The sequence below is a fragment of the Vibrio sp. CJQ_6 genome, from assembly GCF_043106745.1.
GTDB lineage: Bacteria > Pseudomonadota > Gammaproteobacteria > Enterobacterales > Vibrionaceae > Vibrio > Vibrio furnissii.
In genome coordinates this window covers 484,787-499,902 of sequence record NZ_JBICMV010000012.1, presented here as the reverse complement: position 1 = coordinate 499,902, position 15,116 = coordinate 484,787, and the positions used below count along the sequence as shown (strand labels likewise).

At 51.1% G+C, this 15,116-nt stretch carries 11 protein-coding genes; 3 read left to right on the top strand and 8 right to left on the bottom strand.

Annotated features, from left to right (window positions below; all coding sequences use genetic code 11):
* Positions 1–4: 4 nt before the first annotated feature.
* The 7 genes from ACF8PK_RS09320 to hrpA all read right to left on the bottom strand — a co-directional run bounded on the left by ACF8PK_RS09320 (position 5) and on the right by hrpA (position 10,265).
* Positions 5–943, bottom strand: a complete 939-nt coding sequence (locus ACF8PK_RS09320; RefSeq protein ID WP_392440975.1) for an acetaldehyde dehydrogenase (acetylating) — start codon at positions 941–943, stop codon at positions 5–7.
* Positions 940–1,737, bottom strand: a complete 798-nt coding sequence (mhpD, locus tag ACF8PK_RS09315; protein ID WP_004726047.1) for a 2-keto-4-pentenoate hydratase — start codon at positions 1,735–1,737, stop codon at positions 940–942. The genes ACF8PK_RS09320 and mhpD overlap by 4 nt, the downstream gene beginning before the upstream one ends.
* A gap of 10 nt (positions 1,738–1,747) precedes the next feature.
* Complete coding sequence (locus ACF8PK_RS09310) at positions 1,748–2,611, bottom strand: alpha/beta fold hydrolase (protein ID WP_004726048.1); 864 nt, start codon at positions 2,609–2,611, stop codon at positions 1,748–1,750.
* A 32-nt stretch (positions 2,612–2,643) separates the two neighbouring features.
* Entirely contained in the window at positions 2,644–3,594 is a 951-nt protein-coding gene (gene mhpB, locus ACF8PK_RS09305) for a 3-carboxyethylcatechol 2,3-dioxygenase (protein ID WP_014205132.1), read from the bottom strand.
* 1 nt (position 3,595) lies between these two features.
* Entirely contained in the window at positions 3,596–5,281 is a 1,686-nt protein-coding gene (locus tag ACF8PK_RS09300; protein ID WP_392440926.1) for a bifunctional 3-(3-hydroxy-phenyl)propionate/3-hydroxycinnamic acid hydroxylase, read from the bottom strand.
* A 451-nt stretch (positions 5,282–5,732) separates the two neighbouring features.
* Entirely contained in the window at positions 5,733–6,209 is a 477-nt protein-coding gene (locus tag ACF8PK_RS09295; protein ID WP_004726051.1) for a porin family protein, read from the bottom strand.
* A 132-nt stretch (positions 6,210–6,341) separates the two neighbouring features.
* Positions 6,342–10,265 (bottom strand): ATP-dependent RNA helicase HrpA, encoded by a 3,924-nt coding sequence (gene hrpA / locus ACF8PK_RS09290; protein ID WP_158140808.1) that lies wholly within the window; start codon positions 10,263–10,265, stop codon positions 6,342–6,344.
* 184 nt (positions 10,266–10,449) lie between these two features.
* Between hrpA and ACF8PK_RS09285 the strand changes: the two genes are divergently transcribed.
* Positions 10,450–11,037 (top strand): FMN-dependent NADH-azoreductase, encoded by a 588-nt coding sequence (locus ACF8PK_RS09285; RefSeq protein ID WP_392440922.1) that lies wholly within the window; start codon positions 10,450–10,452, stop codon positions 11,035–11,037.
* Positions 11,038–11,318: 281 nt separating this feature from the next.
* On the opposite strand, the gene ACF8PK_RS09280 is transcribed toward ACF8PK_RS09285, so the two are convergent.
* A complete protein-coding gene (locus ACF8PK_RS09280; protein WP_392440919.1) occupies positions 11,319–12,632 on the bottom strand; it encodes a MipA/OmpV family protein in 1,314 nt (437 codons plus the stop codon).
* Between the two features lie 122 nt (positions 12,633–12,754).
* Here ACF8PK_RS09280 and ACF8PK_RS09275 point away from each other — a divergent pair, with 122 nt between their 5' ends.
* Positions 12,755–13,108 (top strand): hypothetical protein, encoded by a 354-nt coding sequence (locus ACF8PK_RS09275; RefSeq protein ID WP_004726055.1) that lies wholly within the window; start codon positions 12,755–12,757, stop codon positions 13,106–13,108.
* 9 nt (positions 13,109–13,117) lie between these two features.
* Complete coding sequence (locus ACF8PK_RS09270) at positions 13,118–15,046, top strand: alkaline phosphatase D family protein (RefSeq protein ID WP_392440917.1); 1,929 nt, start codon at positions 13,118–13,120, stop codon at positions 15,044–15,046.
* Positions 15,047–15,116 lie beyond the last annotated feature (70 nt).

The following is a 15,116-nucleotide window of genomic DNA, read 5'->3' as shown; positions in this document are numbered from 1 at the left end:
CTCCTTATTGATTGAGTCGCGATTGAGCCATACGCTCAGCCGTCGCCATGGCAGCACAAGTCATAATATCGAGGTTGCCCGCGTACGCTGGCAGGTAATGAGCTGCGCCTTCTACTTCAATAAATACCGACACTTTCAGGCCGCTGAATTTGCCGTAACCTGGCAACGTGAGCGGCGCATCTTTCTCGATCACTTCAAACTGCACGTCTTGCTTCATGCGATAACCCGGCACGTAGCTTTGTACCGCGCTCACCATCTCTTTAATTGAGGCTCTCACCTTGGCTTGATCGTTTGAATCACACAGCACATGCACGGTATCGCGCATCATGAGCGGTGGCTCTGCCGGGTTAAGAATGATGATCGCTTTCCCTTTTTTCGCCCCACCAACCGTTTCAATCGCTTGCGATGTGGTTTCGGTAAACTCATCAATGTTGGCGCGTGTGCCTGGGCCTGCTGATTTACTGCTGATCGACGCAATGATCTCGGCATAATGGACGGTGGCCACTTGCGAAACCGCCGCGACGACCGGAATTGTCGCCTGCCCACCACACGTCACCATGTTGACGTTGTTTTGCGCGAGGTTCTGCTCTAGGTTCACCACAGGGACACAATAGGGGCCGATGGCGGCTGGCGTCAGGTCGATGAGTTTGATGCCGGGCTTCACATGGCGAAGCGCTGCATCATTTTTGATGTGCGCGTTCGCAGATGTTGCATCAAATACAATGTCGATGTGCTCAAATTCAGCCATCGCAATCAGACCGTCCACACCTTCGTGTGTGGTTGCTACGCCCATGCGGCGTGCGCGTGCCAGGCCATCGGATTCTGGGTCAATCCCGACCATGACGCTCATGTTCAGGAATTGGCTATTTCGAAGGACTTTGATCATCAGATCCGTCCCGATGTTACCGGAACCAATGATCGCTACATTCAGCTTGTTCATTATTCGCTCTCCTTACCTAAATCAAAGGACACAGCCACGCGGCCCACGCCTGAGATTTCGGCTTCAAATACATCGCCCGGTTGAACCACGGCCATGGGGCCAAGTGCGCCCGTCAGCACAACGTCGCCAGCGCGCAAAGGTTCACCAAACTGACTCATGATGCGAGCCAGCCAAACCGCGGCATTGAGGGGGTTCCCCAAGCATTCTGCGCCATCACCAGACGAGACCACTTCGTTGTTGCGCGTCATCGTCATCTTGGCGCCACGAAAATCGACGCCGTCCGCACGTAATGCGGGGCCACCCAATACAAACAGGCCGCTAGAGGCGTTGTCGGCGACGGTATCGGCGAACTGAATGTTCCAATCGGCAATGCGGCTGCCAACGATTTCCAATGAAGGCACAACCCAGCCGATGGCGTCCATCACGTCTGCAATTGTGGTGTCAGTATTGGGAAGGTCTTTGTTGAGGATCAGCGCGATTTCCGCTTCAATTTTTGGTTGCATCACAGCATCAAACGGCACCACTTCGTTGTCGCCGTAACACATGTCGGCAAATAGGGTTCCGAAATCCGGTTGATCCACGCCCAGCTGCGCTTGTACTTTCGGGTTGGTCAGGCCGATTTTACGACCAACAATACGGCGGCCATTGGCGACCCCCACAGCGACGTTGAGGCGCTGAATGGCGTAGGCTTCTTGCGGGTTGTCGTTACCGATGATTTCACGCAATGGTTTGATGGCTTTGCCGCTGGCTTCCGCGTGACGAAGCTGCTCCGCCAATTGTTCTACGATTTCTGACATCTTCAATTCCTCAGTGCTTTAGGAAGTCCACAACCAAACGGTTGAACGTTTCAGCATGTTCCCACTGCGCCCAGTGACCACATTGGTTAAACACATGCAGCTGAGCTTGAGGAATACCGGCCATCAAACGCAGGCTGGTATCAAATGGCACAAAGCGGTCTTGACGCCCCCAGACGATCAAGGTGTCGGCTTTGATTTCGCCCAAACGCGGCGAGAAATCAGGGAACTGTTTTGGGTTGGCTTCCAAACTCTTCACGAAGTTATCGAGGTGATCTTGGCGCGCAAGAATGTTGTTCAGGCGTGTTTGGAACAACTCTTCCGTTAAATCGCTGGTGTCGTAGACGAAGATGTCCATCATCGCTTTCAAGTTGTCGATGTTGGGTTGACGGTAGAGTTGGTTCAAACGCTTGATGCCTTCAGCCGGCATTGGCGTAAACAGGCTTGCACCGCCCGTGCCGCCGCCCATCAGCACCAGTTTGCCCACGCGCTCAGGGTAACGCAGTGTAAATGCAACCGACGTATGGCCGCCCATGGAGTTACCCAGCAGATGCACGCGTTCGATATCCAGCGCATCAAGCGCGCCTTTCAGCGCTGTGGCGTTGAGATCTGAGCGCGAAACAGTCGAAACAATAGAGTCACTTTTACCCCATCCAGGACAATCGAGCAGAATCACGCGATAGCCAGCCTCAACCAGCGGCTCGATATTGCGGTTAAAGTTTGCCCAGCCCGTCGCACCCGGGCCAGAGCCGTGCAGCATGACAACGACTTCATCACCTTCACCACAATCGTTGTAATGCAGGTTCAGATCCAATTCGCCTTCTTGAATATGAACGAATTGACTCGTCTCTTGCTCACTATGGATGTAATTAGACATTCCGTTACTCCTTGTTATAAAGCTTTATGGTTTTAATGCTTGGCAGCGGTTGCGCTGATCGAGCCGAAACCGGCGATCCATTCGGGAATTTCCCGGTAATAGCGCCCTTCTGTTTGATAAGGTCCAAAGGCTGACATGGCGGCAAAAGCTGCCACCCAAGTTTTCACTTCGTGGGTCGATTTGCCCGCAATGTCAGACAGATCTTGGTTATTCATGGCATCGAGTTTCTGAATGTCGCCATTGGCTAGATCGGTCATGAAAGACTGATCCCATTCAGGATTGAGTGGATGCAGCGTGGTTTGGTCTTGCACGAAATCCACCGCGGCATCGACCACGCGTTGAGTACGCGCATGACGTTCGTTGTCTGGCAGCTCACGGCCACTGCCTTTTAAGCGATCCGCCATGTGCTCGTTGGCCGTCGCCAATTCAGGCACTGGCGGCTGATGCGACAAACCGCCGGATGCGAGGATCAACACGCGTTTGTTGAGGTTGGCAGCAAATTCGCCGATGGCTTCACCCAGCAGACGCGCCCGTTGAAAGCTGGGCAACGGCTTGGCAACGCCATTCACAAACACAGGAATGACGGGAATGCTGTCTAAGTCGCCAATCAGAAACTCCAGCGGCTGCGCAAAACCGTGGTCTACTTGCATGGTGTAAGACACTGCAGCGTCTACACCTTTCGAAAGCACATAAGTGGCGCACTCTTCGGCAAGCGCTTTTGGCACATTGAGTGGCCCGGCCAGCGTTCCGAAATCACCGATGGCATGCGCCGCCATGCCGATACAAAATGAAGGCATGATGTCGTAGAAGAAGCCGTTGTAATGGTCGGGAGAGAATAAAATGATCAACTCCGGATCAAACGCTTCGATTCGCTGGCGCGCTTGTTGAATCACGCCGTTCACTTCATCCAAGACACTCTGTTCTGGGTCGACATAGCCCACCAAGGGGCTATGTGACAAACAATGCATATATACTGAGGCCATATCACGCTACCTTTTTGCTAGACGAGGTCGAAGACACCGGCTCCAAGACGGTAAGTGCGAACAACTTATGACGGACCTGCTGACACAAGTTCTGCAAGGTTTGCGGAATCGCGATGCCTGCGACGAAACGGTCTGGTCGAAGCAACGCAACCGATGCAGGATAACGGCCAAACCACTCTTTCAGTGCGCCCGTCTCATCACCAATGCACACCACATCCGGGTGGCATTTCAGATCGCCTTTCAATTGCACCGAAGGAACCACCTGAATAAACTGCGTGCCGAGATGTTGCCAATGCTTGATTTCGCTCTCGCTGAGGCCTTGCATTGGGTCTGTGCCCCAACTCACGATGGCAAAACGTTGACCAATCACATCATCCAATTTGACGATGTCGTCACCCACGCGCACCGACGGTTGAATGAACAATTTGCCAACCGGCGACGATTTCAGCGCAGGCGTGGCTTCCACCACCACACCGTGGTCATATTTCGGCATCGGTTTGAAACGCATTTCAAGGAAATAACGTTTGATTGGCGGCAAGTAATTCAGCAGCCAAGACACGCCATCGCGCAGCGTCGCTTGCCATTTTTTAGGTGGCGCGAGCACATGACCAGCAGTCACTGACAAATCAATCATCGCTTTTGCGTGGTCACGACGCTCTTGTTGGTACGTGTCCAGCAGTTGCGGATCCGCCAAACCTTGCACAACCAACGCCAGTTTCCATGCCAGGTTGTTAGCATCACGCATGCCCGAGTTATAGCCTTGACCTTGCCAAACCGGCATGATGTGCGCGGCATCACCGGCAAGCAGGATGCGATGTTCGCGGAACTTGCCCGCCAGACGTGCGTTGTGTGTGTAAACGCGCTGGCGAATGAACTCGACGTTCTCCGTAGAAGGCAACACTTTGCGCAGCAGGCGCTCCATGTTCTCTGGTTTGCTCAGCTCTTCTTCGGTTTCACCCGGCATCACCATAAATTCAAATCGGCGAATGCCTTGTGGTAGTGCAGCCGACACGTAAGGACGTTCTGCATCGCAGCACATGTAGATGTTTGGGGTGCCTAATGGATCATTTTTCAGGTCCATCACGATCCATTGGTTTGGCGCAGTTTCGCCATCAAATGAGATGTTGAGCGAGCGGCGAACCAAACTGTTCCCGCCATCACACGCCACCATGTAACGTGCCATGATCTGCTCAGTTTCTCCCTGCTCATTGGTGAGGGTTGCCCATACTTTTTCTGAGTCCTGACCAAATTCCGTCATTTCGCGTGAGAACAGCACTTGCACATTCGAAAAACGGTCGAGGCCGTCATACAGGGCTTTGTCCGCCATCGGCTGGATAAACGCGTTACGACGCGGCCAACCAAACTCGTCGGTCATGGGCTGAATATCGGCAAAACAGCGACCTTTCGGAGTCAGGAAACGCATGGCGTGTAGGGGTGTGGTATACGGCAAGACCTCGTTTGCGAGATCAATCGCTTGGAAAGCGCGCAGGCTTTCATCGTCAAGGCCAATCGCACGGGGGTAATCGATCAGGGTCGGCAGTTTTTCAACAACCGTAACGTTGACGCCTTGCCCACCCAGATAGTTAGCAATCATCAAACCGACCGGACCAGCGCCCACGATCATGACATCAGTGTCTATGTTCGTACGAGCGTCCGTCGTTTTAGTAATGGATACAGTCACTTTCATTACTCCAAGTTCGTTCACGTAGGGACACCCTTGTGTGCAAAGTATTCGGTGTTGCCACAAGGGAAAGTTTTTAATAACCACACAATTAATGTGAATATTTATTTTTAAACTTGTTATAGATGTTTTTATTTTGTTACTAGCGAGTATATGAAGGGCTAAGTTTTCCTCAATCAGAAACGACTCAAATGTGCACATAGTGCACTTGGTTGTTTTAATTGATGTTTATTACAAAATGGCACGACACCAACGCTATTGAGGAAATACGTTTTAGCGAGAGAAGTGAGACTTAGATCGAACAATTCAGGCCGATAAAATCGCGAAATTTCGAAGGATGTGAGTAGAAAGTTGCAAAATGAGGCGTAAAAACCACGGCCACAGACCGTGTGTTTAAGAGTAGAAAACAAAAAAACCAGCCGTTCGGCTGGTTTTTCAATGGCGGTTTAACGTCGACTTAGAGGAAGTGGAACGTTGCGTTCAGGCTGAACGTGTCGATGCTGTCTTTATCCAGATCGTATTTGTGGTAGCTTGCGCCCACAGAGAATGGACCCATGATGAAGTATTCTGCGCCGATACCGTACATGATATCGATGTCGTCATCTTTGTTGCCATTCACTTCTGTTTTCCATGAATGCAGACCGCCGCGTGCATACACATGCAGTGGGCCAAAATCGATGCTTGGTTTCAACGCAAAGTAAACGGTGGATGCAGAGATGTCTGTACCATTGTCGCTGAAATCACCAAAATCGGTGTAACCCGCTTCCACACCGATGAATGGCAGAATGCCAGTCCCTGCGTGAACTGTGTAAGACGTGCTGGTGTCACCTTTGTAGTCCGCTTGACCAATCGAGGCACCACCGTAGATCCAAGAATCAGCCAGCGCTGTTGAAGATACACCGATCAAAGCCAGTGCCAGTAAAGTCTTTTTCATGTTTAACCTTCTCATCGTTATGAGGCAATGCTCCCTGCGGCCATTCATTGCCATGTTGCGCCAAATTATAGTGATATTGATAAGCTATGCAATTCCTGTACCCGGCTTGGTGTCAAAAACCCGGGTCAGTGGTTAACAGGCATCAATCGCGTTCTTCACGCGCTTATCGGATACCGGATACGGTGTGCCCAACTGCTGCGCGAAAAAGCTGACGCGCAACTCTTCCAGCATCCAGCGGATCTCTTTCACGTTCTCCGGTACAACCATGCCTTTCGGAATCTTGTTCAGCAGCTCTTGATAATCTTTCGCGACCGATTCAATCTTCAACATGTGTAAACGGTCTTTATTCGGGTCAATCGGCAGTTTTTCCATGCGGCGTTCAATGGCCTTCATGTAACGCAGAATGTCCGGCAGACGTTTCCAACCACACTCCGTGGCGAATCCTTTAAAGATAAGCCCTTCGATTTGCGCTTTAATGTCGGAAAGCGCAAACGCCATGGTGAAGTCGATTTTCCCTTTTAAGCGTTTGTTAATGTTATAGGCGGTCGTGAGGATGGTTTCCACTTGCTTGGCAATATCCACCACCGTATCTCCCAATTCTGCGCGCACGAACTCTTTTAGCGCTTCAAACGCTTCTGGTTCCCACGCCATACCGCCATGCTGCTCAATCAGCTTATCGATGCCACACGCAATGCAGTCATCAATCAGATCCATCACTTTGCCGTACGGGTTGAAATACAATCCTAGTTTCGACTTATTCGGCAAATTGCTGTGCAAGTACTTAATAGGCGACGGCACATTGAGCAGAATTAAGCGGCGCTGACCTTCACGCATCGCATTGTTTTGCTCTTGCTCAGTCTCAAACAGTTTGATTTCCACACTATCTTTGTTATCCACCAACGCCGGGAACGCTTTGACTTCAAAGCCACCCCGTTTTTGCTGGTAAACACGCGGCAGTTCGCCAAACGACCATGTGTGCAAATCTTTCTGTTCGATGTCGTCATCGGCCACTTTTGACAACGTTTCCTGAACTTTCTCTTTCAGGCTCTCTTTGAGCGCGTGCAGATCTTTGTTTTCGTTCAGCTTGCGGTTGCGATGATCCACCGCACGGAACGTCACTTTCAAATGATCTGGTACTTGTTCCCATTTCCAATCATCACGCAGCACTTCCACGCCCGTCATGCGGCGCAGCTCTTTTTCCAGTGCATCCAACAGCGGCGCTTCCATCGGCTTCACTCGAGCAAGGAAGGCATCGGCATAGTTCGGCGCTGGGACAAAGTTTTTGCGCAGCGTTTTGGGCAATGACTTGATCAGGCTGACCACCAGCTCATGGCGCAGACCGGGGATCTGCCAATCAAAACCTTGCGGTTCAATCTGGTTGAGAATCGGCAGCGGCAGATGAACTGTGACACCGTCACTATCATCCCCCGGTTCAAACTGATAACTCAGCTTGAGCTTAATGCCATTTTGATACCAAAAGTTCGGGTAATCCAAATCCGTGATGTGGCTGGCATCGCCCTTAAACAGCATCTCTTTTTCAAAGTTCAGCAGTTCTGGATTGGCTTTGCTTGCCCCTTTCCACCAGCTGTCAAAATGACGGCCTGAAACCACGTCGGTGCCGACTCGTTGATCGTAGAAGTGGAATAGCTCGTCGTCGTCCACCAGAATATCGCGGCGACGAGATTTGTGTTCCAGCTCTTCCACTTCTTGCAACAGTGCGCGGTTTTGTTTGAAGAATGCGTGTTTGGTTTCCCATTCCCCTTCCACCAGCGCGCTGCGAATGAAAATCTCGCGGCTGAGCGTCGCATCAATGTTGCCGTAGTTCACCAAACGTTTCGGCACAATTGGCACGCCGTACAACATCACTTTTTCGTACGCCATCACCGCCGCACGTTTTTTCGACCAATGCGGCTCACTGTAACTGCGTTTGATTAGGTGTTTGGCAAGCGGCTCAATCCATTCCGGTTGAATCTTCGCCACCATACGCGCCCACAACTTCGAGGTTTCTACCAGTTCTGCGGCCATCACCCACTTCGGCTGTTTCTTAAACAAACCAGACGCAGGGAAGATGTTAAAGCGCGCATTGCGAGCGCCGTGATAGTCGTTTTTCTCCTGATCCTTCGCCCCAATATGCGACAGCAGACCAACCAAAATCGCACTGTGTACGGCTTGGTAACTGCCCGGTTCATCGTTCAGCTTGTATTCCATCTCTCGCATCGACTGATGCAATTGGAAATACACATCTTGCCACTCACGAATGCGCAGATAGTTGAGGTAATCTTGTTTACACTGGCGGCGGAACTGGTTGCTGCTCAGTGCTTTTTGCTGCTCTTTGACGTAATTCCACACGTTCACCAACGTGAGGAAATCGGACTCTTCATCGAAGAAACGGCGATGTTTGTCATCCGACGATTGTTGTTTGTCGCTCGGGCGCTCACGCGGATCCTGAATCGACAACCCTGCGGCAATCACCATCACTTCTTTTAAACAGCCATAACGCGGCGCTTCCAACACCATTCGCGCCAAACGTGGGTCAATCGGCAAACGAGCCAACTTGCGGCCCACTTCGGTTAAGCGTTTCTTCGGATCGCTGGCATCGGCATTAATGGCACCCAACTCTTCCAGCAAGCGCACACCATCTTGAATGTTGCGTTTGTCCGGTGCTTCCACAAACGGGAACGCTTCAATGTCACCTAAACCCAACGCGGTCATTTGCAAAATAACCGAGGCCAAGTTGGTGCGCAGAATTTCAGGATCGGTAAACTCTGGGCGCGAGAGGAAATCGTCCTCAGAGTACAAACGAATACAGATCCCCTCTTCCACACGGCCACAGCGACCTTTACGCTGGTTGGCACTTGCTTGTGAAATCGGTTCAATCGGCAGACGTTGCACCTTGGTGCGGTAGCTGTAACGGCTAATCCGCGCTGTACCCGGGTCAATCACGTATTTAATGCCCGGCACGGTCAGCGACGTTTCCGCCACGTTGGTAGCCAGAACAATGCGTCGGCCCGCGTGGGGTTGGAAAATCTTATTCTGCTCTCCGGCCGACAAACGGGCGTACAGCGGCACAATTTCCGTGTCACGCAACTTGCGCTTAGCCAGCGCGTCCGCCGTGTCACGAATTTCACGTTCACCGTTCATGAAGATCAGAATGTCGCCCAATCCTTCATCACACAGTTCATCCACCGCCTCGAAGATACCTTCGAGCTGGTCGTGATCGCTCTCATCTTCACCTGCCAGCGGGCGATAACGCGTTTCCACGGGGTAAGTCCGGCCCGACACTTCAATGATCGGCGCGCCATTAAAATGATTTGAAAAGCGCTCAGGGTCGATGGTCGCGGAGGTGATGATAATTTTCAGATCCGGACGACGCGGCAACAGCTCTTTCAGATAACCCAAAATGAAATCGATGTTAAGGCTGCGCTCGTGTGCTTCATCGATAATGATGGTGTCGTATTGATTGAGATAACGGTCGTGTTGAATCTCCGCCAGCAAAATACCGTCGGTCATCAGTTTGATTTGAGTTTGATCTGAAATTTGGTCGTTAAAACGCACCTTATAACCGACAAAGCCGCCGAGTTCAGTTTCCATCTCATCCGCAATGCGGTTGGCGACCGAACGAGCCGCCAGACGACGGGGCTGAGTATGACCAATCAAGCCAAACTTACCGCGCCCAAGCTCGGCACAAATTTTAGGGAGCTGCGTGGTTTTACCCGACCCCGTTTCCCCCGCCACAATCACCACTTGGTGCGCTTGAATCGCTTTAGCGATGTCGTCACGCTTTTGGCTAACGGGCAGCAGATCGGGATAGTCGATTTTGATTTTCTGAGCCATGCGCTGCTCCACGGTCATCATAGACTGCGCAATCTCAAGGGCGATTTCGTCAAACACAGCATGGCGCGCTTGTTCATTTTTGATTTTGCTAGCGCCACTGATTCGCTTGTTAAAACGAAAACGGTCTTTAATCAGACACTGTTTCAGTGCCTTCTTCAGCGATTCCGCGCTGTTTGCTTTCGCAACCGCTGACTTTTCTTTTTGGGGCTGTGACTGAGTCAAAGCATTTCCTATTCTTTTTAATCAACAAAACTGCGCGGATTGTATCACAGTCTTGACGCTGCGGAGGAATTTGCACTTGTTCGATTTTTTTGAATGAGTTCAGCAAATCTGCCTACTTATCTTGTGCGCTGGCTCTCACTAATATGACCCCATCGACGTGATAACCACAGTAAAGGAACATTATATGTCTCGTGTACTCGCTCTTAAATCAAGCATCCTGGGTGACTATTCTCAATCAAGCAAACTGCTTGATGCCTATCTGACTAAGTTCAACCAAGACGAACTGAACGTGCGCGATTTGGCGGCTGATCCCCTGCCAGTTCTGGACTTTTCTGTCGCGACTGCGCTGCGTGCCACTGAAGATCTTTCTGAAGATCAACAAAAAGTTGTCGCACTGTCTGACACCCTGATTACTGAAATCAAAGCAGCAGATACGCTGGTTATCGCAGCACCTATGTACAACTTCACCATTCCAACGCAGTTGAAAAACTGGTTCGATTTGATTGCACGTGCGGGCGTCACCTTCAAATACACTGAAGCGGGCGTAAAAGGCCTGATCGAAGGGAAAAAAGCAGTGGTGATCACCACGCGTGGTGGTATCCACAAAGATGCTGCAACAGATAACGTGGCGCCTTACCTCAAAACCATTCTGGGTTTCGTGGGCATCACAGATGTTGAATTTGTTTACGCTGAAGCGCTGAACATGGGTGAAGAGCCTGCCGCAAAAGGCATCGAGTCTGCCAAATCGCAACTAGAAGCCATTGCGCTGTAATTCTTAAGGGTGCGAAGCGCCCTTTTGAACCGGGGAAGCGAACGGAATGACTTCTCCTATTTGTCCTAAATAAAAGTCCTAAGCCTTTGCAGCTCCTTAAAAGAGCTGCTTTTTTTTATCTTGCGTTGGCGGCTCCAAAAGCGCGTCGTCGTTCCATGCACCCGACCTGAAGACGAAATGCTCGCCAGTCTGGCCGCCGAAAACAGCGCATTGCGTTGATATTCAATCGGCTCAAAGTGCATATCACTGCACGAAAAACGCCACCCGAAGGTGGCGCTGCGCTAGAAAGTAAACTGCACGTAGACGGTGTTGTAGTTGCTGCCGCCTTTAATGCGTCCATATTGTGACGATTTCTCGAAAATTGCCGAACGGTGATGTAGCGAATACCCCAACCACACTTGCTTCCACGTCGGTTGATTGAACAGGTCACCCACGTTGACATCAAACGAGAAGTCGAGGTAGTTAAGCAAGTGACTGGCGGTGTAGCCCTTGCGATCCATTTCTGTCTTTTCGATGTAGGTGATGTGGTCGATGTACGACATCCCTTCCGCCACACCAAAACGCCACTGTGTCGGCCAATCAAAGGTGTAATACGCTTTGATGGCGGCAACATATTCCGTGCTGCTGGTTTGCACATCCGAGTGCCAGTGGTGCACCAAACCCGGCGTAAAGTAAATGTCCAGCGGTAATCCAAACAACTCATCCGTTAATGGATGGCCGTAGAACACCGATGTCATCTGGTTATTATTGGGATCGTTTTCGCGGTTGAAACTGAAAATCTCACCAATGTTTGAGGTGGTGCCCCAGCCGTGCGCGATGCGCAGATAGCGTTTGTTATTAAGTGACGAACGCAGCGGCTTGGATTTGTCGTTAAAGAAGCCAAAACCAAAATACACTTCACCTTGATAACGCTCATTCACCGCATCGCTGTGGTAGGCGTTGTCATCCAGACGCGTCGCGCTGATTTCGCCCAGCAAGTACAAATTCGACACCACGTGATAACGCGTTCCGATCCCCAATTTGGCATCAACACCAGCGCCAATATTCTCACTCGACGACTCAGCAAACGCGAAATAGGCACTGTTAAAATCAGCATCTTTGTAGCGCAGCGTCAGTGACGGGCGGAATTCCCAATCATCAAGTTCATAATAACCATTCAGGCGCAAGTTGGCGTGAAAACGTAACTCCGAATCGGTCATCAGTTCAGTATCGACCGACCAGCGATCATCAATGTGGTACTTCAACTGACCACCAAAGTCCGCGGTGTCGCCTTCCATTGCATTTTGATAACTGGCTGGCACATCGATAAAGCGCATGCGCGATAGCGCGTTGAGTTCAAGACGATCATCATCAAAACGATGCAGAAACACGCCGCCTTCCAACCCGCGAACAAACACATGTTCATTTTCAAAAAACATCATCGGCACAAATGTGGAGACCGACTGATCGTTCGATGGCGTATCAAACGGGATCGAAGCCACACGATACACGGCTGCAATTCCCCACTGCTGCTCGCTTTCAGCCGCGACGTGGCAAGAGGTGAATAAAGTGAGGGCCGCGCCACCAAAACGTATCCAAAACCTGTTTTTGTTCATACTTTCTGCTTATGGTCCGGATTGATCACTCATTTATTGAGCAATCAACCAAAAGAACTCTTAGTTTTCAATCGAATTGGCCGCTAAAATAACACACATACACCTCTTTAATTGACAGAACTGTGAAAGCATCCGAACTCAAAGCACTTTTAAATTCATTGCCTGATGATTGCGACCCCGATGTCGTGATGGGCGAAGCGTGGTTGCCTGAACAATTGGTCGCTGCGCAGCTCGACGACAAGCTGCTGTTTCTCGAGTTCGACAATGCGCCAGAAGAAGACGCCGGCGACGAAGAAGGTCGCGGTTTTGTAGAGCATGAAATCGACCTGATTCGTCAACAGGTGACGCAGATTTTACAAGATGATTGCGCAACGCGAGCCAAAGCTGAGGCATTATTAACCTTGTTAGTGGTTGCGCACGAACGCACCAGCTCGGAATTCATTGAAATGCTGGGCACGCTGGAAGAGGACAACTAGGGAGCCATTTTGACGCACTATCAAACCACCTCACTGCCATTTTTGCTGGCCGGGCCCATCGTCAGAAAGAGCTCTGCCAAAGCGTTGGTGATTTGGTTTGCCACGTCCGAAGCACCGCAAGGTCAGTTGGAACTGTTTGCCTCCGATGCCGCGTCCCCTTTGCTGAGTTATCCCTTGTCTGAGGCGCAGAGTTACCCCATTGGCGAGCGCGCTTGGGTGACGCTCGTTCACATAAAACACGATTTCCCCTTAGAAACGCTTTACCAGTACGAACTGGTGACGCAATACGGCGCGCTCAGTGAACGCCATCCTGAGTTGCGGTACAAGGATGAAACTCGTTTCTCGTTGTGGCTGACCGGCAAGGCTGATCACGTGTTGCATGGCTCATGTCGGAATCCACACCATGTTGCGCAAGATGCGTTGGTGACAGCCGATGAACACATCGCACGTTTGCCGGCCACCGAGCGCCCCGACCTATTGATGATGAGCGGCGATCAAATTTACGCCGACCATGTGGCTGGGCCAACATTGTTCGCCATTCATAGCGTGATTGAACGTTTGGGGCTTTATGGCGAAACGTTTGAGCAATCGCCCGTCGCCAACAGCGAGGCTTTGTCTCAGCATGCATACTGTTTTTATGGCCGTGACCAACTGCTGCCCCACACCATTGGTGAACAGCGCATGTTTGATCGCCTGTTGCCACGCAAACCCACACCGATATTTAGTTCTACCGACAATGACAATCATCTGATTTCATTGGCTGAATTCTTTGCCATGTATCTGCTGATGTGGTCACCCGCATTGTGGCAAGACATCCACTTTGATGACAGCGATACACTGCAACTGGCCAACACAACCCATCGCATTCCGCCCGAAAAACGCTCGGAATGGCAAAGCGAGCTGCAAAACATTCGCGTGTTTGCTCAAGGACTCAGCCAAGTACAGCGCCTGCTGGCTCACTTACCCACGTACATGATCTTTGACGATCACGATGTCACCGACGATTGGAACCTCACGGTGGGATGGGAACAAGCCGCCTATAGCAATGCGTTTTCCAAACGCATTATTGGGAATGCGCTGATCAGCTATTGGCTGTTTCAAGGCTGGGGCAACGAACCCAACAGCTTCGACGATACATTTCATCAACTCGCCAAAGATTATTGCCACGCGCCCGATGCCGCCACACAGGATGCGTGGATATCGCATTTATATCCGTTTGAACAATGGCACTACACCACCGACACGTCCCCCAAGATGGTGGTGCTAGACACACGCACGCGGCGCTGGCGCTCAGAGTCGCGCATGAACAAACCGTCAGGCTTGATGGATTGGGAAGCGATGATGGAATTTCAGCACGCGTTGATGAACGAAGACAAAGTGATCATTGTGTCTGCCGCGCCAATGTTTGGGGTCAAATTCATCGAAGCGTTGCAACGCATGATGACTTGGCTGGGTAAACCTTTGGTGATTGATGCCGAAAACTGGATGGCACATCCCGGCAGTGCCAACACGCTGGTGAGTATTTTTACGCACACCAAAACGCCATCCAACTACGTCATTTTGTCGGGCGATGTGCACTATTCGTTTGCCTACGACATTCAACTGCGCTCCAGAAAATCGAGCCCCAATATTTTTCAGATCACGTGCAGCGGCATCAAAAATCAGTTTCCTGAGCCCCTGCTCTCTTTTTGCGACACCATGGACCGCCTGCTCTACAGCCCTGGCTCGCCCTTAAACTGGCTCACCAAACGCAAGCGGTTAAAGATCCGTAAACGCGCGCCCAGCTCAGAAAAATTGAAACGATTAGTGAACTGTGCGGCGATTGGTGAACTCAAACTAGATAAGAGTGGCAAACCGAGCACGGTGGCGATCCTCACCAGTGACGGGCGGCGCATTACATTTGCGCCGACGCAACAACGTGCCCACGGGGCCGATTAGTCCGTTTGGGTTGTGAAATACCTCGCGCGTCGCCATCTATACTTAAACCAACGATTTTTTTGAAAAGGCA